The sequence below is a fragment of the Chitinophaga filiformis genome (assembly GCF_900102545.1).
GTDB classification, from domain to species: domain Bacteria; phylum Bacteroidota; class Bacteroidia; order Chitinophagales; family Chitinophagaceae; genus Chitinophaga; species Chitinophaga filiformis.
Genome location: NZ_FNBN01000009.1, coordinates 285,317 through 311,162 on the forward strand (window position 1 = coordinate 285,317; position 25,846 = coordinate 311,162).

General features: G+C 47.0%; 13 protein-coding genes. 8 read left to right on the forward strand and 5 right to left on the reverse strand.

Annotation, left to right across the window (positions count from 1 at the left end; translation table 11 throughout):
• Positions 1-61 precede the first annotated feature (61 nt).
• The 8 genes from BLR32_RS28535 (at position 62) to BLR32_RS28570 (ending at position 18,850) form a co-directional block, all read left to right on the forward strand.
• Positions 62-2,833 (forward strand): glycoside hydrolase family 2 protein, encoded by a 2,772-nt coding sequence (locus tag BLR32_RS28535; protein WP_089837108.1) that lies wholly within the window; start codon positions 62-64, stop codon positions 2,831-2,833.
• 61 nt (positions 2,834-2,894) lie between these two features.
• Positions 2,895-4,289 carry an alpha/beta hydrolase family protein gene (locus tag BLR32_RS28540; RefSeq protein ID WP_089837110.1) on the forward strand — a complete coding sequence of 465 codons (1,395 nt, stop codon included), beginning with the start codon at positions 2,895-2,897 and terminating at the stop codon, positions 4,287-4,289.
• Positions 4,286-6,160: a right-handed parallel beta-helix repeat-containing protein gene (locus BLR32_RS28545; protein WP_089837112.1), complete on the forward strand. Its 1,875-nt coding sequence runs from the start codon at positions 4,286-4,288 to the stop codon at positions 6,158-6,160. The genes BLR32_RS28540 and BLR32_RS28545 overlap by 4 nt, the downstream gene beginning before the upstream one ends.
• 12 nt (positions 6,161-6,172) lie before the next feature.
• On the forward strand, positions 6,173-8,353 hold the full coding sequence (locus BLR32_RS28550; protein WP_089837114.1) for an alpha-L-rhamnosidase-related protein: 2,181 nt from the start codon (positions 6,173-6,175) through the stop codon (positions 8,351-8,353).
• 7 nt (positions 8,354-8,360) lie between these two features.
• Complete coding sequence (locus tag BLR32_RS28555; protein ID WP_089837265.1) at positions 8,361-10,385, forward strand: aceric acid hydrolase; 2,025 nt, start codon at positions 8,361-8,363, stop codon at positions 10,383-10,385.
• A gap of 660 nt (positions 10,386-11,045) precedes the next feature.
• A complete protein-coding gene (locus tag BLR32_RS28560; RefSeq protein ID WP_089837116.1) occupies positions 11,046-14,270 on the forward strand; it encodes a TonB-dependent receptor in 3,225 nt (1,074 codons plus the stop codon).
• A 489-nt stretch (positions 14,271-14,759) separates the two neighbouring features.
• Positions 14,760-16,214, forward strand: a complete 1,455-nt coding sequence (locus tag BLR32_RS28565; protein ID WP_089837118.1) for a PQQ-dependent sugar dehydrogenase — start codon at positions 14,760-14,762, stop codon at positions 16,212-16,214.
• Positions 16,215-16,453: 239 nt separating this feature from the next.
• Positions 16,454-18,850 carry an ABC transporter permease gene (locus tag BLR32_RS28570; RefSeq protein WP_089837120.1) on the forward strand — a complete coding sequence of 799 codons (2,397 nt, stop codon included), beginning with the start codon at positions 16,454-16,456 and terminating at the stop codon, positions 18,848-18,850.
• Positions 18,851-18,855: 5 nt separating this feature from the next.
• On the opposite strand, the gene BLR32_RS28575 is transcribed toward BLR32_RS28570, so the two are convergent.
• From BLR32_RS28575 to BLR32_RS28595, 5 genes are read right to left on the reverse strand one after another with little or no spacing between them, the layout of a single operon-like run.
• A complete protein-coding gene (locus BLR32_RS28575; RefSeq protein ID WP_089837122.1) occupies positions 18,856-20,694 on the reverse strand; it encodes a hypothetical protein in 1,839 nt (612 codons plus the stop codon).
• 59 nt (positions 20,695-20,753) lie between these two features.
• Positions 20,754-21,548: a helix-turn-helix transcriptional regulator gene (locus BLR32_RS28580; protein ID WP_089837124.1), complete on the reverse strand. Its 795-nt coding sequence runs from the start codon at positions 21,546-21,548 to the stop codon at positions 20,754-20,756.
• Positions 21,549-21,561: 13 nt separating this feature from the next.
• A complete protein-coding gene (locus BLR32_RS28585; RefSeq protein ID WP_317042850.1) occupies positions 21,562-21,990 on the reverse strand; it encodes a winged helix-turn-helix transcriptional regulator in 429 nt (142 codons plus the stop codon).
• Positions 21,991-22,036: 46 nt separating this feature from the next.
• A complete protein-coding gene (locus BLR32_RS28590; RefSeq protein ID WP_089837126.1) occupies positions 22,037-23,026 on the reverse strand; it encodes a hypothetical protein in 990 nt (329 codons plus the stop codon).
• Between the two features lie 22 nt (positions 23,027-23,048).
• The gene (locus tag BLR32_RS28595; protein WP_089837128.1) at positions 23,049-25,397 is read right to left on the reverse strand and encodes an ABC transporter permease; all 2,349 of its coding nucleotides are present in this window, start codon (positions 25,395-25,397) and stop codon (positions 23,049-23,051) included.
• Positions 25,398-25,846: the final 449 nt, after the last annotated feature.

A 25,846-nucleotide genomic window follows, 5' to 3' on the forward strand; every position in this document is an offset into this window, starting at 1 on the left:
AGTTTTAAATATCAGGATACATTTACTAACTTACCACCGCTTGGTCCAAAAGTGTACCCTGATGATGAAACGAATTCCACAGAAATGTCTTACCGCGCTGCTGGTATTAACAACCGCCATACAAATAGCTGTAGCCCAGTCTACTGAAATAAATTATCTCTCAGGTACCGGTAGCGATCACACCGTTAACTGGCAGTTCTACTGCACCGCTGGTAGTCAGTCTGGTAAATGGACCACTATCCCCGTACCTTCCTGCTGGGAACTGCAGGGTTTTGGTAAATACGACTACGGATTTGCGAAAGACAGTCTTCGAGGTAAGGAAAGTGGTTTCTATAAGTATACTTTTCAAGTGCCGGCCAGCTGGAAAGGCAAAAAAGTAAACATTGTTTTCGAAGGAGTAATGACGGACGCCACCGTTAAGATCAACGGTCGTTCCGCGGGACCAGTACATCAAGGCGCCTTTTACGCCTTTAAATATGACATCTCCACATTACTAAAATATGGAAGCAGGAACCTGCTGGAAGTCACGGTGGATAAGCACTCCGCTAATCCATCTGTAAACGAAGCTGAGCGCAAAGCCGACTTCTGGCTCTTCGGCGGCATCTTCCGCCCTGTATTCCTGGAAGCCCTGCCCGCAGAACACATCACCAGCGTTGCTATCAATGCCCGGGCTGACGGCGATTTCCACGCTGTCCTGAAGGTCAATGCGGCACAACAACGACAGGTCGCCCTGCAACTGTACGACAAAGACCATCAGAAAGTAGGCCCGCAAATTATAAGATCAGTCAATGCGCCTGAAATTCATATGGATACGCTCTATCCGCATATTCAACCATGGTCGTCGGAATTTCCCAACCTTTATCAAGTAGAAATATCTCTGCGGAATAATAGCCAGGTATTACACACCCTCCGGCAACGTATTGGCTTCCGCACTGTAGAAGTGAAACAACGCGACGGTATCTATGTGAACGGTGTAAAGATGAAATTCAAAGGCGTGAACCGCCACTCTTTCCGCCCGGAAACAGGACGTACCACCAGTAAAGCCATCAGCATAGAAGATGTACTACTCATTAAAGAGATGAACATGAATGCAGTCCGTATGTCGCATTACCCGCCTGATGGTCATTTTCTCGATGTCTGTGATTCACTCGGATTATATGTAATGGATGAACTGGCAGGCTGGCACGGCAATTATAATACGGAAACTGGTACCCGTCTCGTAAAGGAAATGCTGGAACATGATGTAAACCATCCCAGTATTGTCTTCTGGGCCAACGGCAATGAAGGCGGACATAACAAAGAGCTGGATCATCTTTTTCCTGAATTGGACCTGCAGCAACGCCCTGTTCTACATCCCTGGCAATTGTTCAATGGCATCGAAACCCAACACTACAGGGAATATAACTACGGCATTGGCAACTATGAAAACGGCAGGGAAATAGTCATGCCCACCGAATTCCTCCACGGACAATTCGATGGTGGCCATGGCGCCGGACTGGAAGACTACTGGGACAAGATGTGGCACAACCCACTCAGCGCTGGTGGCTTCCTCTGGGACTTTGCAGATCAGGGTGTAGTAAGAAAGGACCTGCACGACTCGCTTGACACTGATCACCACAGAGGTGCTGATGGCATTGTAGGGCCTCACCACGAAAAAGAAGGCAGCTTCTTCACCATCAAAGAAGTATGGAGTCCCATCTATGTGGAAAGAAGAGAAATAACGCCCGCTTTCGACGGTACATTCAACATAGAGAACCGCTACGCCTTTACTAACATTGACCAATGCCACTTTACCTGGCAACTAAAAAAACAGGCAACAGCAACTGTATACAATGATTCCATCATAGCACCTCATCTGAAACCTTTTGAGAAAGGTACTTTAAAACTTAAGCTCCCGGCCAACTGGCAAAGCTACGATGTGCTCTATCTGTCTGCAAAAGATCCGCATGATAAGGAACTCTTCACCTGGAGCTTTCCCATCGTAAGGCCTGCACAGGTAACTGCTAAGATGATTGATACAGCAAGTACCGGTAAAGTCACTATCCGCGAACAGGACTCGCTATGGCTGGTGTCAGCGGCCGATATACATCTCGCGTTCAACAACAGGAGTGGACTGTTACAAGCCGTAAAACACGGCAACACAATCATCCCTTTTAACAATGGCCCTGTACTCCAGGAAGGAGACAATAACTTCGCCGGTTTTTCTTATCATGAAGAAGGCAATAAACTGATCATCACTTCCACCTTCGACAGAAAGAAAAGTTACAACACCTTACAATGGACCATCTATCCATCCGGCATCGTAAAGATGGCCGTACAATATTTCCCTGCTGCTTATTTCACCTCCTTTGTCGGTGTAAACTTTGCATTCCCTGAAAAGGAAATGCAGGCAGTGGAATACATGGGTAGCGGACCATACCGTGTATGGAAGAATCGCCTGAAAGGCACTAAATTCGGCATCTGGCATAAAGCATATAACAATACAGAAACAGGGGAGAGCTGGAACTATCCTGAATTCAAAGGCTATCATGCTAATATGTACTGGTGTAAGTTTATCACTGCTTCTCAACCCTTCACTGTATACACAGACAATGAAAGCCTGTTCCTGCGCTTATTTACGCCTGCCTGGAAAACGGACCAGTGGCATAATTATGAACCCATCTTCCCCTCGGGAGATCTGTCCTTTATGCAGGGCATCAGCAGTATCGGTACCAAGACACAACGCAATGAAACAACCGGTCCAATGGGCATGAAGAATATCTTTTACGACTATGAGAAAGAGCCTGAAAGGGCTTTACAGATCATACTTTATTTCGATTTTTCCGGGAAGTAGACAGCATAGGATGACCAACCTGTGATTTTGTTTTAGATTCCCATTCGTTTAATGCCATGTTATGAAAAGAACGACCCGATTCCTCGTTCCCTTACTGGGATGCCTGCTATTGTTGAATACCCATTGTCTGTATGCGCAGCAAACATCCGATAGCGCTTACAAACGGCCGCTAAAAACTGTATTGGAAGATGTACAGAAACGGTATAATATCCGCATAAAATATACCGACAAACAGGTGGCTGGAAAATATGTTGCGTATGCCGACTGGCGCTACAGGCCTACCCTTGAAGCTACATTGGATAATATTCTGACTCCCCTTGATCTGAAAGTAAGGAAAGATAAAGACGCCTATAAGCTCAACGAATATGAATACTATCGCTGGGCGGTAGCAGATGGCTGGGCAGAACTGGACCGTATCGCTGCACAGTATCACAACCTGCCGGAATGGGAACAACGTAAAGCCCAGCTGAAACCCTGCATACGCGAAGCCCTGCAGCTGGATCATTTGCCTGCAGCGCCTGCATCTAAACCCATCATCACAGAGGAAAGGAAATTTGATGGTTATACCGTGAGGAACATCGCTATCGAAATTCTTCCCGGACTATACATCAACGGCTCATTATACAAGCCTGCAAAATACAAAGGTAAGATCCCCGTCATCCTCAATCCTGACGGCCACTGGCAACAGCAACGTTATAGGCCCGATTGTCAATACCGCTGTGCAACATTAGCCCGTATGGGTGCTATGGCCTTCAGTTATGATCTCTTTGCCTGGGGCGAATCGCTCTTGCAATTTGAAGAAGCAGATCACCGCAGAAGTCTCGCCATGACCATACAGGCTCTTGGCGCTATCCGCATCCTTGATTATCTCTTGGCACTCAAAGATGCAGATACCGCAAGAGTAGGCATCACAGGTGGTTCCGGAGGAGGCAGTCATACAGTATTAATGGCCGCGATCGATGATCGTATTAAGGTCAGCGCTCCGGTAGTAGCCATCAGCTCTTATTTCTATGGTGGCTGTCCCTGTGAAAGTGGTATGCCTATCCACGCCTGTGGCAACAGGACAGATAACGTGGAAATAGCTGCCCTGGCTGCACCTCATCCGCAATTGCTGGTAAGTGATGGAGGCGACTGGACGGATAAAATGCCCGAACACGACTTGCCCTATTTACAGACAGTATACGCATACTATAACCAGCGGGATAAGGTCAGCAACGTGCACCTGCCTGGCGAAGGACATGACTTCGGGATTAACAAGCGTAAGCCTATCTATGATTTCATGGCGAAGTATCTCAGGCTTGATATGAACGCTGCTGATGAATCAAAGATCACCATTGAAAATGCACCTGCGTTATATGTCTTCGGCGAAAAGGGAGAGCAACTGCCAGCTAATGCTATTCACGGTTTCGCACAACTGGAACAGGTTTGGAAAACTGCCATAAACAGCCATGAATGAGAACGGTAATGTGGATGATAGCTGTCTGTTTATTGATACAACACACCTATGCAGCTGATATTTATATTGCCCCTTCGGGGAATGATTTGCATGCCGGTACTGCCGCTCAGCCGAAAGCTACGATGTCCGCTGCACTGAGGCAGGCACGCGAGTGGAGAAGATTGCATGATCCCGCTATCAAAGATGGTATTCATATCATCCTGAAAGGCGGTACCTACTTTCTCTATGAACCTATATTCATCCGTCCCGAAGATGCGGGCACTACCGAAAGTCCTACCATTATAGAAGCCGCACCAAATGACCAGCCTATCCTCAGCGGAGGTATACAGATAAGAAACTGGCAGCCATTCAAAGGAAAGATCTGGGTAGCAGATGTTCCGGCTATCGGCTCGGAACCACTGAACTTCCGGCAGCTCTGGGTAAACGACATAAAAGCCGTCCGCGCAAAAGATACCAACGGCGATAGCATGCAGCGCATCCTCTCATGGAACCACCAGACAGCCAGCTGCTGGATTCCTACACCGCTGATACGTGGTCTTGAAAAAGCATCCGGACTGGAAATGTTTATCCATCAATGGTGGGCCATTGCCAATCTCCGGATTAGGACATTGGAAGTGCACGGCGATAGTACACTGCTTACCTTCCATCAGCCGGAAAGTAAGATCCAGTCAGAACATCCCTGGCCTGCTCCCTGGATTTCCAAAGAATCCGGCAACTCCGCCTTCTGGCTCACCAACGCACTACCACTACTTGACGAACCCGGGGAATGGTACCTCGATGTGAAAGCGCAAAAGCTATACTACTGGCCACGCGATAATGAACACCTGTCAACCGCCACTGTGATTGCACCTGTACTGGAATCATTAATTACAATGACCGGTACTATCGATAACCCGGTATCTCACGTACATTTTAAAGGCATCAGCTTTCAGCATAGCAGCTGGCTGCGTCCTTCAAAAATGGGACACGTACCTTTACAGGCTGGCCTCTATATGCTGGACGCATACAAGCTGGAAGTTCCCGGTACGCCTGATAAGAAAGGATTGGAGAACCAGGCCTGGATAGGCCGTCCGCCAGCTGCTGTGAAGGTTTCCTATGCACAGTATACCAGTTTCACCGCCTGTCGCTTTGAACACCTGGCCTCCACAGGACTGGACTATGAAACAGGCAATCGCCATGATACCATCAATGGTAACCTGTTCAAAGACATTGGTGGTACCGGTATTCAGCTGGGCATGTACTCAGACGAAGCAACGGAAACACATCTGCCTTATCATCCTACAGATACACGCACGGTATGTAGCAATATCATGATCTCCAACAACCTTATAACCGACGTTACTAATGAGGACTGGGGCACACTGGGTATCAGCGCAGGTTATGTAAAGGATGTCACTATCGCGCATAATGAGGTGCATGAAGTATCTTATACCGGCATCAGTGTAGGATGGGGATGGACGAAGACCATCAATGTGATGAGCAATAACAGGATCATTGGCAACAAAATCCATCACTATGCCAGACATATGTATGATGTAGCTGGTATTTATACCCTCTCTGCACAACCCGGTTCTGAAATTATCGGAAACTATATAGACAGTATTTACAAAGCGCCTTATGCACATATTCCCACGCATTGGTTCTACCTGTACACTGATGAAGGAACAGCCTATTATACCGTAAAAGACAACTGGTGCCCGGCAGAGAAATTTCTGCAAAATGCCAATGGTCCTGATAATGTCTGGCAGAATAACGGTCCGCAGGTAGCTGACAGCATTAAACAGGCCGCCGGACTGGAAGCGCCCTACAAATATCTCCTGTCGGAGAAAGCGCCTGTACATCATTCGCAACCTATCAATCAATATCAATAACGGACACGGATCATGAAAAACATTGCTTTAAAAGTTTGCCCGCTGCTAATGGTGTTACTCTCCCTGTACCAGTATACACTGGCACAATCAAAGCCCACGTGGATTTGGTATCCCGGCGACTTTGAGATCTGGCTGAGTAACCAGATGCAGAACCGTCGTACCGACAGAGGCACCTTTTTCCCCGTCTTCTGGAAGTTTGACAGCCATTACCCCTTGATAGATTTTCATAAGGACTTTGCGCTGACAGCTCCTGAAGAAGTGAGCATTCACACTGAAGGGATCTATAACGTAAAGATAGACGGAGAGCCCCTCGAAGGCATGCCCGCTAAAATAACAGTGCCCGCTGGTAAACACCGGATCAATATAAAAGTATTCAACCAGGCAAGTGTACCCGCCGTTTATGTTGCCGGAAAAACGATTGTCTCCGATGCCAGTTGGTTAGTCACTTTTGAAGATAAAGAATGGATAGATGAAACAGGTAAGACCTCTGATATCTCCGCTACCAGATGGCTCAATGCCGGTAGCTGGAATTTTAATGATATAACGAATCCTCCTTCCGCCTGCAAACTACCCCTTACACCACAAAGCGCTGTTAGTGTGGCAAAGAATAACGCCGCTACACTCATTGATTTTGGCAGGGAAACCTTTGGCTTCATTCGTCTGCATGGTATAAAAGGCAAGGGTAACATTACGCTCTACTATGGTGAAAGCAAAGAAGAAGCCCTGAGTGAAAAAGGCGCCATCACCTTAGACCGGCTTGCCTTTCAGCAACCGGTTAAGAAGGATTCCATCATGCCGCTCTCCAAGGCATTCCGTTATGTGAACATGGTAACAGACGGCAGCATCCAGATAGACTCCGTATCCATGTTATACGAACATGCAGATGTAAAAGAGAAAGGCAGTTTCCGTTGCTCTGATGAAGAGATCAACAGGATATACGACGTGGCGAAATATACCTTCCACCTGAATACAAGAGAGTTCTTCATAGATGGTATCAAACGTGACCGCTGGATCTGGAGCGGCGATGCTTATCAGAGTTACCTGATGAACTACTACCTGTTCTTTGATAGCAACACTGTATCCAGAACAATGCTGGCATTGAGAGGAAAAGATCCCGTAACCAGTCATATCAATACCATCATGGATTACACCTTTTACTGGTTCCTGGGTATCTATGACTATTACCTGTATACCGGCGATCAGACTTTCATCCGGCAGTTCTATCCACGCATGCAGACCATGATGGAGTATTGCCTCGGCAGAAGAAGTAAAGACGGGCTGATGGAAGGTATGCCCGGCGACTGGATATTCATTGACTGGGCAGATGGCCTCAGTAAAAAGGGAGCCGTAAGTTTTGAACAGCTACTGCTTTGTCGTAGCCTCGAAGCCATGGCCCTATGTGCAGATATCGCCAATGAGAAATCCGATGCAGTCAAATACAGGCAATATGCCACTGAACTGAAAAAGAAACTGTTTGATCTCTACTGGAATGAAACCAAACAGGCGCTTGTACACAGCAGGGTAGAAGGGAAGCAAACAGAAAATGTAACCCGCTACGCGAATATGTTTGCCATCTTCTATGACTACTTCAATCAACAACAGAAAGAAGCCGTAAAGAAATCAGTACTGCTGAATGATAACATCCAGCATATCACCACACCTTATATGCGCTTCTACGAGTTGGAAGCATTGTGTGCCATGGGTGAACAGTCGTATGTACTGAAAGAAATGAAAGACTACTGGGGTGGCATGCTGAAGTTAGGTGCTACCAGCTTTTGGGAAGAATACAATCCTGCGAAGAAAGGTGCTGAACATTATGCCATGTATGGAAGGGAGTTTGGCAAAAGCCTTTGCCATGCCTGGGGCGCCAGCCCTATTTACCTGCTGGGGAAATATTACCTGGGGGTTAAACCTACGGCTCCCGGTTATGCCAGCTATAATATCCAACCTGTATTAGGCGGTTTGGAATGGATGGAAGGCCAGGTGCCAACACCTAATGGAAACATCTCCATCCGCTGCAGCAGAAAAGAAATGAATATCACCACTGCAGAAGGTACAGGTACCTTACGCTTTCGCAGCCAGGTGAAACCGGTGTGTAAAGCCGGTAGCATAGAAAGCAAGGGAGAAGACTGGTATGAGATACCCCTGCAGGCAGGAAAGAATTATGTTATCAATTATGAGGCAGTTAAATAGTGAAGTGATGCAGCAACTTAAAAATATATTCCTGATAATCGTGCTCTTGAGCCTGAGCGCATATGCTTCCGCACAGAAGGGACTACTTAATACAAGCGCCAGTCCTTACGCCCGCTTACACAGCGTGGATATGGGTAGTGTTCAGTGGACTAAAGGTTTCTGGGCAGAACGCTTTGAAGTATGTAAGAATACTATGGTGCCTCACCTGTGGAACACCTATCATAACGCGGAGCTTTGTCATTCGTTTAAGAACTTTGAAATAGCCGCCGGATTGGATACTGGTTCCTTCAAAGGTCCTTCCTTTCACGACGGTGATTTTTACAAGACACTGGAAGCTGTTGCCGGACTATACGCCGTTACCAGAGATACTGCCCTGGACCATATGATGGACGAGGCAATCGCAGTCATCGCCAAAGCGCAGCGCAAGGATGGTTATGTCTACACAAAATCCATCATTGAGCAAAAGCAAACCGGCAGGCAAAAGATATTTGACGATAAGCTAAGCTTTGAAGCCTATAACTTCGGCCACCTGATGACCGCTGCCTGCGTACATTACAGGGCCACCGGTAAAACAACCCTACTGGAAGTGGCTAAAAAGGCTACAGACTTCCTGATCGGATTTTATAATGCTGCCACACCTGAACAGGCACGTAATGCTATCTGTCCTTCGCATTATATGGGCATCATTGAATTGTACAGAACCACAGGAGATAAGAAATACTTAGCCCTTGCCAAAAAACTGATCGACATCAGGGGCATGACAGAAGGAACAGACGACAACTCCGACAGAGTGCCCTTCCGTGATATGAAAAGAGTAGTTGGCCATGCTGTACGCGCCAACTACCTGTTTGCCGGTGTAGCTGATGTATACGCCGAAACAGGCGATACGGGTTTATTGCATACGCTCAACCTGATGTGGGATGATGTGATCAACAGGAAAATGTACATCACCGGAGGATGTGGTGCATTGTATGACGGTGTATCTGTGGATGGGATCTCCTACAATCCAGATACTGTACAGAAGGTCCACCAGGCATACGGGAAGAATTACCAGCTGCCTAATCTGTCTGCACACAATGAAACCTGCGCCAATATCGGCAACCTGTTATGGAATCGCAGGATGCTGGAATTGACTGGTGATGCGCGTTATGCAGATATCGTGGAACTGACTTTGTATAACAGTATCCTGAGTGGTGTCAGCATGGATGGTGATAAGTTCTTTTATACCAATCCGCTGGCTGCCTCCCGCAACTATCCCTACCAGCTGCGCTGGATGGGTGGCAGGCAGCCTTACATTGCATTATCTAACTGTTGTCCGCCGAATACGGTGCGCACTATTGCAGAAGTGAGCAACTACCTGTACAGCATTAACGAGGAAGGATTATACGTTGACATGTATGCAGGCAATACTCTTCGCACAAAACTCAACGATGGTACTGCGATAAGGTTGGAACAGCAGACAAACTATCCCTGGGACGGAAATATTACCATCACTCTGCAGGAAGTACCCGCTAAAGAAATGGCGCTTTTCCTGCGCATTCCCGGCTGGTGCCAGCAGGCAACTGTGATGGTGAACGGCAAACCGCTAACAGAAACCCCTGTTGCCGGTACCTATCTGAAAGTGAAGCAACGCTGGAAAGCAGGGGATAAGATCTCCCTTACACTCGACATGCCGGCTACACTGGTGGAATCAAACCCGCTGGTAGAGGAAACCCGTAACCAGGTGGCGGTGAAACGCGGTCCACTGGTCTACTGTATAGAATCTACCGATCTGCCAAAGGATCAGGCATTAACAGACATCATCATCCCCGCCAATATTCATCTGCAACCTACAGCAATGGAGCTGGCTAATGGGCGAATAATGGCCCTGGAAGGAGAGGCCCGGTTGTTGCAGCATGCTAACTGGGCTAATACATTATACAAAACTTTAAATACTACCTCAAAGCCAATTAAGGTCAGGCTTATTCCCTATTATGCCTGGGCCAACAGGGGCGGCAGCGATATGAGCGTATGGCTGCCGGTAAGCCGGTAAAGCTGCCCCGCTGTAGTAGATCATTGTCCGTAGTCCCAGGGGTTAATTCCCTGATATCCTTCTATGTATCTTCGCTCAGAAGCCATACAAACAATGGTTCTCCTATGGGTATCTTACGTTCATCCTACGTCTTTGAACGTAGGATGAACGTAAGATACCCATAGGAGAACCATTGTTTGAGCGGTATCAGAACGAGACTTAATAGGAGATATTACCCGGACCGACCGGGAATGGTGTTTTAAGCCTGATATAGACCGTTTTGGGGTCGGGTGGCAATATTGTCTCAAAATGTCGATTGCGCCGGAAATTGCCCTGTTTCCGTTGATATTAGGTCAGCCGCGACGGCATACATGTTTGTAGCCTTCCGCGAAGGTATGTATTCGTACCGAATCTCTTCCGAACATCTACTATACCAATGCAACATCAAATGAACGCATGCCCGGTTGGAAAACCCTGTATCCCACTTCTCATCAATCCACTGCACTTTACACTTTAAACATACTTACATATGTTACTTTTGAACCCTCTCAATTGAAATTTTTGCAGCATAAGCCCGGGAAATGCGCAAAATTTTGAGTAAATTGTATAGTGGTGTTGGGGATAATCAGTGCGCTTTACGTTCATGGATTGTAGCAATTTACTTACCCAATTTATACCAAGATGCATCAACCAAATCTAGCTAAGCTTATAGGAAGCTTACTCATTACCTGTTTTCTATTCATTAAAGTGCAAGCCCAGGTGACTACCGCCACATTAAGTGGTATTGTCAGAACGCAGGCAGGACAACCCCTGCCCGGTGCTACCGTCAGGGTAGCCTTCACCGATGCCGGTATCAACAAAGGATTGGTCACCAAATCGGATGGTAGCTTTGTTGTACCCAATCTTCGCGTAGGTGGCCCCTATACAGTAACCGTTTCCTTTACCGGTTATGCAACGGAAACAGCTACAGGCATCTATCTCACCCTGGGGCAGAACACGGCGCTTGACCTCCGCCTGCAGGAAGCAGCCGGAAAACTCAATGAAGTGGTGATCAGCGGTCGTTCTACCATCTTCAACGACCAGCGTACGGGGGCATCGACCAACATCAGTAGTGTGCAGATCCGGCAATTGCCAACCATCTCCCGCTCCGCGGATGATTATCTGCGTATTACCCCCTCTGCTTCACCTACCTACAACGGGATCTCCTTTGCAGGAAGGAACGGGCAGTATAATAACTTCTCGCTGGATGGAGCTGTGTTCAACAACCCTTTCGGACTGGATGCACCGGCTCCCGGCGGACAAACAAACGCGCAGCCTATTTCATTGGATGCGATAGATCAGATCCAGATCAATATCGCTCCGTATGATGTTACCCAGTCAGGGTTTACCGGCGCCGGTATAAATACTGTTACCAAAAGTGGTAGCAATAAATTCGGTGGTACCGTATATGCTTTTTACCGCAATGATGCTATCTCCGGCGATAAGATCGACGGACAAAAACTGAAAGTGCCTACACTCGATCACTTCCAGGGAGGCTTCTCACTGGGAGGCGCTATCAAAAAGAATAAGCTGTACTATTTCGTTAACTTCGAAACAGAACAACGTAAAGACGGCGCCAGCGCCTATGTGGCCCGGAACAACAACAATGCAGGCGATGTAACCACTTCCCGCGTACTGGAATCAGATCTGAATGCTGTCAGTGCCGCATTGGCCCAACGCTTTGGTTATGTAACCGGTCCTTACCAGGATTTTGACCTTGAACGCAAGAACTATAAATGGCTGGCAAAAATAGACTGGGTGATCAACAGCAAACATAACCTGTCATTCACTTACAATGGTCTGGATGCCTCGCAGGAAAAAACGGCACACCCTAACGCGATAAACCGTCGTGGACCAGACGCCATCACCCTGCAGTTCCGTAACTCAGGATATAAGATGATCAACAAACTGCACTCCTTCGGATTGGAGCTGAAGTCTAACTTCAATGATACCTACTCCAACAAGTTCCGTGCAGTGTTCACCAGTTTCAGGGATAAACGTGATCCGTTTTCTTCACCTTTCCCTGTATTTAACATCACGAAATACAATGTACCTTACATAGTAGCAGGATACGAGCCTTTCTCCATTAATAACCGCCTCAACCAGGATGCGTTGCAGTTGACAGACAACTTCAATATCATCCTCCCCAAACACACCCTTACCATTGGAGCATCCTATGAACAGTTCAAATTCGGTAACTCCTTTAACCTGACAGGTTTTGGCTTTACCGTATTCTCCGGTGTGAGCATTAATGACTTCCTGGCCAACGTGGCCGCAGGAACCTACGACGCTAATGTGACGTATGCAAAGAACCGCGTAGCCGCCGACCAGTGGACCTGGTACTACCTCACCGTGGGACAGATCTCTGCTTATCTGCAGGACGAATTCAGTGTAACGGATCATTTCAAGGTGACTTATGGCGTGCGTTTTGACAAGGCGCTGTATTTCACAGACAAGGCCAGTTACAGCAGTCCTAACGTTAATCCGGATGGTACCTTCGCCGGTACTTTCATCACCGGTTCACCTACTGTTCCTAACACCGACGACCTGAAACTATTCGATGAAAATGGTAACCCGGTAAAGAATGGCCCCGGCCAGCAAATAGACAACACACGCATGCCAAGCGGTAAAGTACTGGTGTCCCCACGTTTAGGTTTTAACTGGGATATCAGGGGCGATAAGACCATACAGCTGCGTGGTGGTACTGGCCTCTTCACCGGTCGCTTTCCCTTTGTATGGCTGGGTAATGCCATCGGTAATCCGTTCACCGGTTATTACAACGTAACAGCCCACAATTTCAAATGGCCGCAGATCTGGCGTTCCAATATCGGACTGGATTACAAACTGCCTACCGGTACCATACTGAGTGGAGATGTTGCCTATTCAAAAGACATCAACGCGATGATGGTGCGCGATTATGGTCTGGGTACACCTACAGGTGTACTGAATTCCGGTACGGGCGACAACCGTGCCATCTACCAGGCATCTGACAAAGGAAATACAGCTACGTATGTATTTACCAACGTAAAAGTAGGTTACTCTTTCAACGGTACTTTCCAGGCACAGCAAACTTTCGGGAAAGGATATTTCTTCATGCTGGGATATAACTACCTGATCGCAAAAGACGCCAGCTCCATCTCCGCAGAGATCTCCGGTGATGCATTTGACCGCAACCCCGTTCTCGGCAACGCCAACAAGGCAGTGAATTCTCACTCGCTGTATGGTAATACTCACCGTATCACATTCGCCGGTATCAAGAAGTTTGAATATTGTAAAGGCAAATATGCCACCACTGTATCATTCTTCAGCAACTGGACAAGCGGTAACCGCTTCTCTTATGTATACGGAGGTGATCTGAACAGCGATGGTTCTTCCGCTAATGATCTGATGTATGTGCCTACAGCAGGAGAGATCAGGAACATGAACTTTGCTCCGCTCCTGGACGCTGATGGTAATACGCAGAATGCTGCTGCACAGGGGGCTGCACTGGAAGCATTTATCAGTCAGGATAAATACCTGAGTAAACACCGTGGCCAGTTTACAACGAAATACGCTGGCACCACGCCCTGGTTCAGCCAGATAGATATGCGTGTACTGCAGGACTTTAACTTCCACGGTAAAGAAAAAACCAGCACCATACAGTTAAGCCTCGACGTAGTAAATCTCGGTAACCTGATCAGCAGCAAATGGGGACTACGTAAATATGCAAGCACCACCGGTTATTATCAACCTGTTGGTTTTGCAGGCAAAGACGGTGATGGCAAAGCCATTTACCAGTTTGATCCTTCGCAGAAACAGACGTTCATCACCAGCCCAGACCTGATATCAAGATGGCAGTTGCAGGTAGGTGCGAGATATATTTTCTGATGATCTAAATAGATGATCTGAATAACAGTCACAAGGAGGTTGCATCATATTGCTTTTGATGCAACCTCCTTTTTTTCAGCTTTCCATAGAGGCGCCGACCGACATCCCATACTGAAACCGAAGCTACTTAGCGTAAAAAAACACCGACACTCATGAGCTACTAAAAACATCATACTGAAAAAGAGCTACTCAGCATAGATGAGTGTAACTGTCCCATCTGCTACGTCCGATCCAATACTGCTGAAACCCTTTACTGACGGCCCCAAGCGTAAAATTTATTTTCAACCACAGGCAACCATCATCCGAATATCAACGTTTATTTAAAACGTGATACCATATCTTTTCTTTGCCAACCACGTCAATATCCATGAGCACGATCACGAGAACTGTACTGCCTGCCGGTAAAGAAAAACTAGCGTAGAACTCCTTATTACTTAATGATGATCTTAATCAATTGATGATTTATTCACAATCTAAAATCGATTATTTATGAAGATCAATTCCACCAGAGCCAACTGTTTGCTCCTGCGCCGTTTTGCGGCCCCTTTAACTGTAGCCTTGTTAACCGCCATGCTTGTAGTCACGGGATGTAAAAAAGATGACCACCATCAATCGAATGTCGTGGATTCAAAACTCATTGCTGACGGTCTGGTCTCTCCATTGGGAGTAGTAACAGCGCCAGACGACAGTAAACGGCTATTTATTATTGACCAGATCGGAAAGATCTGGATTGTTGATGCCAACGGAACTAAAATGCCGACACCTTTTCTTGATGTGAGCAGTAAATTAGTACCCCTGAGCCCCGGTTATGATGAACGTGGATTGCTGGGACTTGCTTTCCATCCGGATTACAAGAACAACGGTAAGTTCTACATTTATTACACATTGCCTCCACGTCCCGGTGGTCCTGAAGGCGGTGGTAGCTGGAACAACCTCAGTCGCATTGCAGAATTCAAAGTAGACCCCGGTAATCCTAATATGGCTAATATGAGCTCAGAAAGGGTGTTACTGGACCTGGACGATCCACAGAGTAATCACAACGGTGGTACCCTTGCATTCGGCTGGGACGGTTACCTGTACATTTCCATTGGTGATGGCGGTGGTGCCGACGACGTAGCGCCAGGTCACGTGGAAGACTGGTATAAAACAAACGCGGGTGGTAACGGACAGGATATTGAAGCCAACCTGTTTGGGAATGTCCTCCGTCTTGATGTAAACTCAGGAGATCCTTATGGTATTCCAGCCGACAATCCGTTTGTAGGTAAGCCAGGTAAGGATGAGATCTGGGCTTATGGCTTCCGCAATCCTTATCGTTTCTCTTTCGACATGGGTGGCGGACACTGGATGTACCTGGGTGATGCCGGTCAGGTATTGTATGAAGAAATTGACGTGGTAACTAAAGGTGGTAACTACGGATGGAATGTAAAAGAAGGCACACACTGTTTTAATGCAGCAGATAATGAAAAGGAATTGCCCGGAGGATGCCCCACGATGGATAATTTGGGTAATAAGCTCATTGATCCGGTGATTGAATTGAATAACGCTGAAAATCCTAAGGGAGGGATCGCTATTACTATCATAGGTGGTAACGTATACCGTGGAAAAGCTATGCCATGGCTTTCCGGTAAGTATATCTTCGGTTCCTTTGCCCGCTCAGAAGGTAAGGCGGATGCAGAATTGTTCATGGCCACTCCTGGTGGCCTAAACGGTGGATTATGGAATTTTGAAGAACTGACGCTGAAGAACTATCCGGACAATCTGAAGCATTACCTGAAAGGTTTTGGACAGGATTGGAGTGGTGAACTGTATATAGCTGTTTCCGGCATGCTGGGCCCTTCTGGCAATACCGGTCAGATCTGGAAACTTGTTCCGGGTAAGAAAAATGATAATAACAACAATGGTCATGGAGGAATGGGAGACGATAATGGTAATGGCGACTACTAAGCAAGCAAATTTTTTCCATTTTAAGTCAAACAGAAGAGGGGCTCCATACTTTGGGAGCCTTCTTCTGCTTATGTAATCCTCTTCAGACAAAGAGAATTTTAAGACCCTGTTGAAAGCGGACACCCCGTGTATCAAAAGCGGACAATATGACTGTGCCGGACAATCTGAACTGATTGATAATCATCTGTAAATGAAACTGTCATTATTTTTGTGCCAGTCAGCACAGTAAGTTCATTGTTATGATCAAAAACTACTTCAAAACCGCCATCAGGAACCTATTACGTAATAAAGTCTATTCTGTCATCAATATCCTCGGACTAAGCATCGGCTTAGCATGCGGAATGTTGATCATCTTATATGTGAAAGATGAAGTCAGTTACGATAGGTTTCACCAGCAGCTGAACAGCATTTATCGTATTGGCATAAAGACCTATGATAAGGATGGAAAGATGGACAGCAAGGGTGGATACACAGGTTATTTGCAGGGGCCCCGCTTTACCGCCAATATTCCGGAGATCAAAACATTTGTACGTGTGCAGAGCGATATGCGGGATGTGAAAGTGGGTACAGAGATTAAGTCGCAGGAAATACACCGGGTAGATTCCAGTTTCTTCTCCGTTTTTTCTTTTCCCCTGTTAAGTGGTAATCCACAAACGGCATTGCGGGAGCCTAATTCAATCGTGATCAATGAAGATGTGGCAAAGAAACTATTTGGCACCACCGAAGCCCTGGGTAAAACCATTATGATGAAAGGAGCGGCTGAGGACTTCAAACCCTATACCGTAACTGGTGTTGCGAAAAGATCTCCGCAGAATTCCTCTTTGAAGTTTAAGATCTTAATGCCGATAAGGCCCTCGGCAGCAGAGGAGGCTAATGATGACAATTGGTTCAACTTCTTTCTGAATACTTTCGTCTTGTTACAGCCCGGCACAGATGCTGCGCAGGTTGAAGCAAAGATCAGGCAGTTCTATAAAAGGGATGCTGCTGAAGCTTTGAAAAAGCAGGAGGAAACATATGGTCCTGCCGGTACTGTTGAATATCACCTGCAGTCTTTGCCGGATCTGCATCTTAGCCGCGATTACAGGGCAGATAACGGACTCACAAACGCCAGCGATCCAATTTACTCCTATATTCTCTCCGGTATTGCATTATTTGTTTTGCTGATTGCCTGCATCAATTTTGTAAACCTGACTATCGCGCGTTCACTCAAACGCGCAAAGGAAATAGGTATCCGCAAAGTAGTAGGTGGCGACAGAAAACAACTGATGATGCAGTTTATGGGCGAATCTTTTATTCTCAGCTTTACTGCGTTTATCCTGGCGCTTGTAATGGTGCAACTCTCATTACCTGTGTTCAATGACCTGGCAAACAAAGCACTGGCTCTGGAATATTTGTTCGATACGAAGCTGGTAGGAGGATATATTCTGCTGTTCCTTGGTACGAGCCTGCTGGCCGGTTTTTATCCTTCTCTGATATTGTCGGGTTATAATCCGGTGAAGGTGCTGTATAACCGCTTCACTTTATCTGGTAAGAATTATCTGCAAAAGGGACTGGTTGTTTTCCAATTCACACTTGCGTCCTTTTTAATCATTGGTACCATCACTATTTACAAGCAGTTTAGCTATCTGACAAATGAAAAGCTGGGATATGATGATACACATCTTGTAATAGTCCGCCATAATGGAATAACCCGTCAGCCAGCAGAACATCTCAGGGCTGAATTGATGAAAAGTCCGGCAGTGGCAGATGTCACTTTCAGGAGTGGCGGTGACTGGATCAGATCTGCGAAGGTGAACGGAGAAACTACGATGGACTTTGTATACGAAACAATAGATGAGAATTATTTGCCGCTGTTGAAGGTCCCAGTGATCAAAGGGCGTAATTTTTCAAAGGCATTCCCATCCGATTCTGCGCACTCGGTGATAGTGAACGAGGCCTTTGTAAAGCAGGCAGGATGGAGCGATGCAATAGGGCAGGAGGTGAATTTCTGGTTCCAGGGAGAAAAGTATACGGTCATAGGAGTGACAAGAGATTATCATTATGGCGACATGACGCAGAAGATAGGCCCGCAACTGTTTACTATGAAGTATGCCAACCAATACGGCGGTACTTTTATCAAATTACATCCGAATAGTGAGACGGCTGCACTGGCTCACATAGAGAAGACATTTAAACAGATCTTTCCGTTGAGTCCCTATGAATATGTATTTAAGGATGTTGAAAACCGTCAGCGGTACGATGCAGAAGCCAGGTGGAAACAGATCATCCTGCTGAGTGCTATACTGACAATCTTCGTTTCCTGTATCGGTTTATTCGGACTGTCAGTACTATCTGCAGAAAAGAGAACGAAAGAGATTGGTATCCGCAAAGTACTGGGCGCTTCAGTAGCCTCGGTAGTTACTATCTTATCAAAAGATTTTCTGAAGCTCGTTATTATCTCGCTGATACTGGCTATGCCTGTAGCATATTATGCAGGAAACAGGTGGCTGGAAAACTATCCATACCGCATTACGCTCAACTGGTGGATGTTTGCCACAGCTGCTTTACTGGTGGCCACTATTGCATTGGCAACCGTGAGTTTCCACGCAGTAAAGGCGGCTGTAGCTGATCCGGTGAAAAGCCTGAAAAGAGAGTAAGTGGTTTAGTGCTTACTCAATGGGTCGGCCTCCCGGAAACATGTTTGTATCTGGCTGGCGGAAAGGAGATGCAGTTGTTTTATAGCAGGGAGCGTGGTATCATATCCACTAATCTCCCGTTGATGTGTTCCCATCCAGGTCAGGGCATTCTCCAGGATCATCCTGTTGGCCATGCCATGGCCTGAAATCCCGACAGTGGAAACAAGCTTACCGAAGATGAACAGGGGAAAGTCTGCACAGACAATCTCAGACAGCTTGGCACGGTATTCCCGCTCGCTGCTGGGTGCTTTTTCAAAGTCTTTTGCAAAATAGAGCTGGTCAATACTATGCCTGCCCTCATGGGCAAAAATGGAAGCATCTTCCTCTTTTCTCTCAAGGGTATTCATGAACTGTAATTGCAGATCGCTGCCGCGTAAACCCCGTCTGTACAGCGTAGCATACAGGCTGTCCATCTCGTTTAAGCGCAGGCGTATATTGATACCGTTCAGGAGTGTGGCGGTGTCGGGTGTGGCTGCATTGGCAGTGGCTTTTTCAAAAATAGATAACTGCTCTTTGCGTACAGTGCTGTCGGTGACTAATGTCCAGGCTTCCACAGGTTCTCTCATATATGCTTCTCGTACCCTGTAAATAGTATCATTTACTGACCATCCGCCATTGCCGGATCTTTTGTTGGAAAGCCAGCTGATGAATCCATTGGAGGTCATCAGGTCTATCTCAATAAATGTAAGCGATGCCTTATACCCGTATTGCAATACATCCTTACGGGTAATATTGACAATATGCCCCAGGCAGATCTCTTTTGCATGAAAGCTGGATGTAGTGCCAAGAAAGCCCATTGTACCAAATCGTGGTTGCATCACTTCAAGGAATTTCTCAAATGTGAGAGAATCTTTCCCTGCGGATAAATGAAGGTCGTTCAGTACTCCTGCGCAAAGCGTCATGACCTGTCGTTCAAAGAGACTGTCATTGGCGGCATGTACAGCAATCTGACGATAGTAGTTGTCTGTTAACGTGCCTATTTCCTGCAGGTATCTGGCGTAAATGGGAATGTCCCGCTGCGAAGGTGTTGCCAGTAGTGCCGCATGCTCATAAAGGCCTGATTTAGCCAGCGCCTGGGCTACCTGTTCTCTTTCATTAGCGGAAAGCTTGTTGTCTTTCCAATGTGGTAATATCGTGGATAATATCCTTGCTGGTTCCTTCAGATACGCATAGGCACTGTCTGCCGTTACGAAATGAAAATAAGCACTCCATCCAGTCAGCACTAAACGGCCGTCTTTCTTAAGAATGCCTGTTCCCACCAGCAGTTTTGCTGCCTGCGGATGTCCCGGTGTCTTTTGCAGTACTTCCCTGAGTAGCTTGCCTGCTGTGTTCAATAGCGTGATATCAGGATGTTGATTATTTTTTGAAGAAAGATAAACAGTGTTGGCATAGGCGATGGCTGCATCCCTGTATTCAACAGGCGTAGCGGCAAACTGCAGCGCCTTACCGGCTGCCGCTAATGCAGCCGGATAACGCTGCGCTTCCGCGGCTATATTACTGAGCGCTACAAGAGAAGCATTGCCGCTTCCTCGAGTAGCCAGTGCGCTGTCAATACGCCTGATGGCAAGGTCATAATCATGATGGAATTGCCAGTCCCGTAGGCCCAGGGTACGATACACTTTAGCGCTGTCGCTGGCATTGGTATTTGGATCACGCAGGATATCCCTCAGAATGGCGGCTGAACCATTTAGATCAAAGGTCATGAATGTCCGGCCTGCCTTTTCCCACAGCAGATTTGTTTGTTGCGCCGGAGAAAGGGAAGGTACCAGGTAAAGGAGTAAAAATAATGTGATGATACGTTTCATGTTTTACAGGATCTTACTTACAAAGTAAGCACTCCCGTAAAGGACAAACTTGTACAGAACTAACCTTTTACAGTTTTGTTGAAGTCGCGGGGAGAAACACCGAAATAGCTCTTGAAACTGCGACTGAAATGGCTTTGATCGTAGAATCCGCTGCTGTAGCCGATACGGGTCAGGTTCTCCTGGCCAGCTACAATGCTGTTGGCGGCCTTCTCCAGTCGTACCCGTGTGATATATTCTGACAGGCGCAGGCCCGTTTTTTCCTTGAACTTTCGCAGCAGGTACACGGGGTGAATATTCACTTCCGCTGCAAGTACATTCACCAGGTGCTGATCATCGGGCATATCATTGATACGGTCGGTGATGGTTTTGATCCATGCTGCCTGTCCATACTTCGAAAGGGCATCCTGCTCAAACAGGCTGGTAACGATCTCGAAAGACAGCATATCCAGCGTATCAGCAGTATGTCCTTTGAGGAAACGGTAATGCAGCAGGAAGAGATCAAGGAAAGATTGTTTGAACACCATGGTATGGTGTGCCTTCCGCTGCCGGTCAAACAGGTCGCTGATGTTATGCTTCAGTTCAAGGTTGAAGCACTTTCCCGGCTTGTCATCAAAGATATTGGCATGTTCATGGTCGTCGGGCCGGAAGATGGAATGCCCACCGGCGATCATAGTATCCCCTTTGCTGCCCTTTTCGATATAGTTGCCTTCCAGCAGCAGGCTGAGATAAGGGTTTTCGTGATGATGTCTGGGCAGGGTAGTAGCGGAGGTATATACAGTCAGCGTGAGATTGAAATGCTTCAGCTCAAGCTTGTGGACCGTATTGCCATAGTATTTACCGTCGGTTAACAACATGATGATGTGGTGTTTAAGATGCTGCCTGTGCAGCTTCCTTCATACGTTTTTTGATATTGGCCTTGTGCATGGTGCCCCATTCACGTAACGCAATCAACACATTTTTCAGGGTATCGCTATAATCCGTCAGTTTATACTCCACTATCACAGGAGACGCTACCTGCACCGTGCGGACAAGAAAACCATTCAGTTCAAGGTCTTTCAGTTCGTTGGACAATACCCTGGCGGAAATGCCTTCTACCCGGCGTTGCAGTTCATTGAACCTGGTAAATCCTTCAGAGAGGGCAATGATGATCCTTAACTTCCATTTCCCGCCTATTACATACAGGGCATCGCCCACTGCTGTTAAGGCAGCAGAACATTCCGAGGAGCCCATCTTGATTTTACCACCTGTCTGGTCCTCGGTTTCACATTTAAAGTCTTCAAAACTTGCCTGATCCATGGTATCACATTTAAGTGCTCCAAAGGTACTAACTTTTTATTAGTGGTTAGCATTTTATGTCGTACAGCATTCTGCCGGGGCGTCCGTTCCGCTTGCGTATAAAATGCAGTTCTACCTCATTGCCGGACTGTACCCTGGTACCCAGGTTCTCGATAGGTCTGACAAGGTATAGCCTGTCGCCAATCCTGTAGTAGACGTCGCCCGTACCCCGGTTGGGCCGCATGGTGGAGAGGATCTCGGTTACCTTACCCCGGATGACGATCTTACTTTCGGCCTGGGAGTAGCTGTTATACACGTAATAGGCAGGAGTAGCCAGTAAAAAGAAGATGAGATAAATGGCAGCAATGACGATGTACAGGTTGGAATAATATCCCCGGGCAATTGCGCCCAGCAATAGTATCAGGGCAAGGCCGGTACAGCCGGTGAGAAATAGTTTTACCAGTGTGGATTGTTTCTCCTTTATCAGCTGTTGGTCATCGTTAGAGATCCTGGCGGTGCTTTCCCGGAAGGAGGTATGCGGGTATTCTGCTTTCAGGAGGATATTGCCTGCTTTGCTGACGTGCAGTACCACTTCCTGACCGGCCAGTCCATTGATACTTCTGATAATTGCCGGGTGGTAAGTGTTTCGCTGTTCGTAAAAGAAGCTTTTATCCGGCAGGGCGGCTTTCACATCGATAATTTCATTGGTGGCGGTAATGTACTGAAGTTCGCCTTTGGAGGTGGCGTGAAGTAGTTTTATCCGTATGCGGAGCAGGCGTTTTTTCCCGGTTTGCAGGCCTGCTCTGATAATGCTCCGCTGTTTCAGGGCGCTGCGCCACATAAAGAAGCAGATGCCCATCACGATTCCCCAGGCGGCGGAAACAGGGATATAAAGCACTGCATGTCGTCCGCAGGCAGCCATTAGCAACAGGGAAGCCAGTACCAGGGTAACAGCAGTGAACAGTAATAACAGCAGCCACCGTATGCCGGTGATCCTCGCTGCGGTTTTGAGGAGCCGGATGTCTTCATTGGTAAGAGGGGTTTCTTCCTGTATCATGTATCTAAGGTAGAGAAAAAGGCTATTCCGCCCGCAAACTGTCTACGGGATTGGTCAGGGCCGCTTTTATACCCTGGTAGCTGATAGTGAACAGCGCCACCAGCAATACCAGTACTCCTGCCAGTGCAAACATCCACCAGGACAGGTTGATGTGATAGTCAAACGAAAAAAGCAGCAGATGCATCGCCCAGCCGGCCAGGGGAGCGGCTATCAGGAAGGCAATGAGTACAGGTTTCAGAAAATCCTGCGATAACATCAGCCAGATCTTTGTAACATTAGCCCCGAATACCTTGCGGATACCGATCTCTTTGTTCCGCCGTTCTGCGAGGAACGCAGAGAGCCCGAACAGCCCCATACACGATATGAAGATGGCTAGTATACCAGTGAGACTTACCATCTGGCCGGTGGAGCGGATGCCTTTGAATTGCCGCTGGTAATTATCTTTCGTAAAGTGGAACTCGAAGGGATAATCCGGGTTATGCTTTTTAACGATCTGCTCTATCTGTGCCAGCCTTTTCTGCCAGTTGGCATCATTCCGGAGGCGGACAAACAAATGGCTCAAAGGTCCGTGATTCAAATACACGATCAAAGGTCCTGGTGCGTTGAAGGCGTCATTGAAGGAAAAATCTGCCACCACACCCACGATGGTGTTCTTACCCAGTTTAGTGCCCACTACGGGCTCTTTAAGGCCCATTTTCCGTACGGCAGCTGCATTGAGTATACAGCCAGTGGAATCAACGCCAAAAGCCGGGTTAAAATCCCTTCCTTCAAGGATCTGTAATCCTGCGGTTTTCACCCAGTCATATGCCACATCGGAAACATTGATATAGAAATTCTGATCGGCTGTTTTTCCCGGCCAGTCAATGCCGTCCGTAGCGCCGCCAAACCTTACCAGGTCATCAGCGCCGGCAGATACCGCCATGACGCCCGGCAATTGCAGCAGGTCATTTTTCATGACCCCGAGCTTTGTGCTCATCTCACCCCTGGCAGGAATATCTATAAGATTGCTTTGTTCATAGCCGATAGGACGCTGCTGTATATATGATTGTTGCCTGTATATAACGATGGTCGTGATTATCAGGAAAATGGAAATAATGAACTGAAAAGTAACAAGCCCCTTACGTAACAAGCCGCTACTTTTTTTGTTAGTGATCACGCCTTTCAATACGCGTACCGGTTGAAAAGCACTCATGACGAAGGCAGGATAACTACCGGCGATCAGACCGGTGAGCAAGGTCATGCCTGTTACCAACAGCCAGAGTTGCCAGTCAGATAAACTGATCGTGATATTCTTTCCCGTAAAATAATTGACGCTCGGCAAAAACAATACGGCCAGTATAACGGCGATGAGCAGTGCAAGGGTGGTCATCATCAAAGCCTCGCCGAGGAACTGGACAATCACCTGTTTTTTCGTGGCCCCCAGCGTTTTCCTGACGCCTACTTCGCGTGATCGCATAGCAGAACGGGCGGTAGACAGGTTCATAAAATTGATACAGGCAACCAGTATTATGCATACGCCGATGACTGCAAACAGCAATACGATCTCTATCCTTCCGCCGTTTGGCTTGCCGTTTTTGAAGCTGCTATAGAGGTATCTGTCTTTAAAAGGATAGACAAATACCCCGGTATTGATATCAGTTGGGGGAGTAGGGAATAATGCATTTATCTTCTTATTGACGGCAGTGAGATTTGCGCCCGGTTTCAGTTCTACATAGGAGGCCAGCACATAGGCATCCCAGTTCCTGAACGTTCCTGCATTCTCCCGTTCCCAGATCCGGAAAGGCAGTGCCACGTGGAAGTTTACAGAGCTGTTTGCCGGCAGATCCTGCATAATAGCGCCGACTTTCAGGTCGTGTTGGTTGTTGTGCCGGATGATCTTGCCCATCGGATCTTCGTTGCCAAAGAGCTTTTTTGCAGTCGAAACACTTAGCACAATAGAGCTGGCATCCCCCAAAGCGGTAATGGGATTACCTTGCAGTGCAGGGAAGTGCATGATGTTCAGCAGATCAGGTTCCGCATATATGCCATCCTCGTAAATACTCTTTCCACCATAGGTCAGCAATTGTTGAGAGTTGGAGCTGCAGTGAGCCGCGTAATTTACTTCCGGTATGCTGTTGCGTATAGCTCCTGTCAATAGCGCGGGCATTGAGCTGCCTGTTTTAATAGTGCCTTCCTGCCGGGAGTTTGACAGCAACATATAAATATGATCAATGTTCTTATGGAACCGGTCCTGTTCAAATTCACTTTTGATGATGAGTATGATCAGCATCCCTGCAGTCAAGCCTATTGCCAGCCCACAAATGTTGATCAACGCGGCAAGCCTGTTCTTTACAAAACTTCTGGAAGTGATCTTTAAGTAATGCTGAAGCATGAACGCAATTTTTCAAAACAAGATACTAAGGTAGTGCCAGTATTGTATCGCATTAATGAGTTGTGACTTACGATTGATAATAATTAGTAAAGTGTTCGTTTTTGGAACAGGGGGTGTTCATATGTGGGCGGGAGAGAAAACTCCCGTTATAAGCCCATGTACTTCTCCGCATATTACGCAATACAAAATTGCACCTTTAACGGATACAGCTCCCTTCACATCATTACACACCATTTTCCCGTTTCCCGGAAAATGAAAATGTGTTGACCATTTCCACCTGCGCCCCGTAAAGGCACATTCATTTCATCATTGTTACTGGTAATTTTGCTGATCTCAAGCCCCGCGGGTATTCTGGCCTTATTTCCTAAGCTGGCGTAGTCGTTTTCTAACCATAAATACGTGATAAATCCACGCTAAAAGTATATCTAAAAAATAAGCCGCCCTATAAA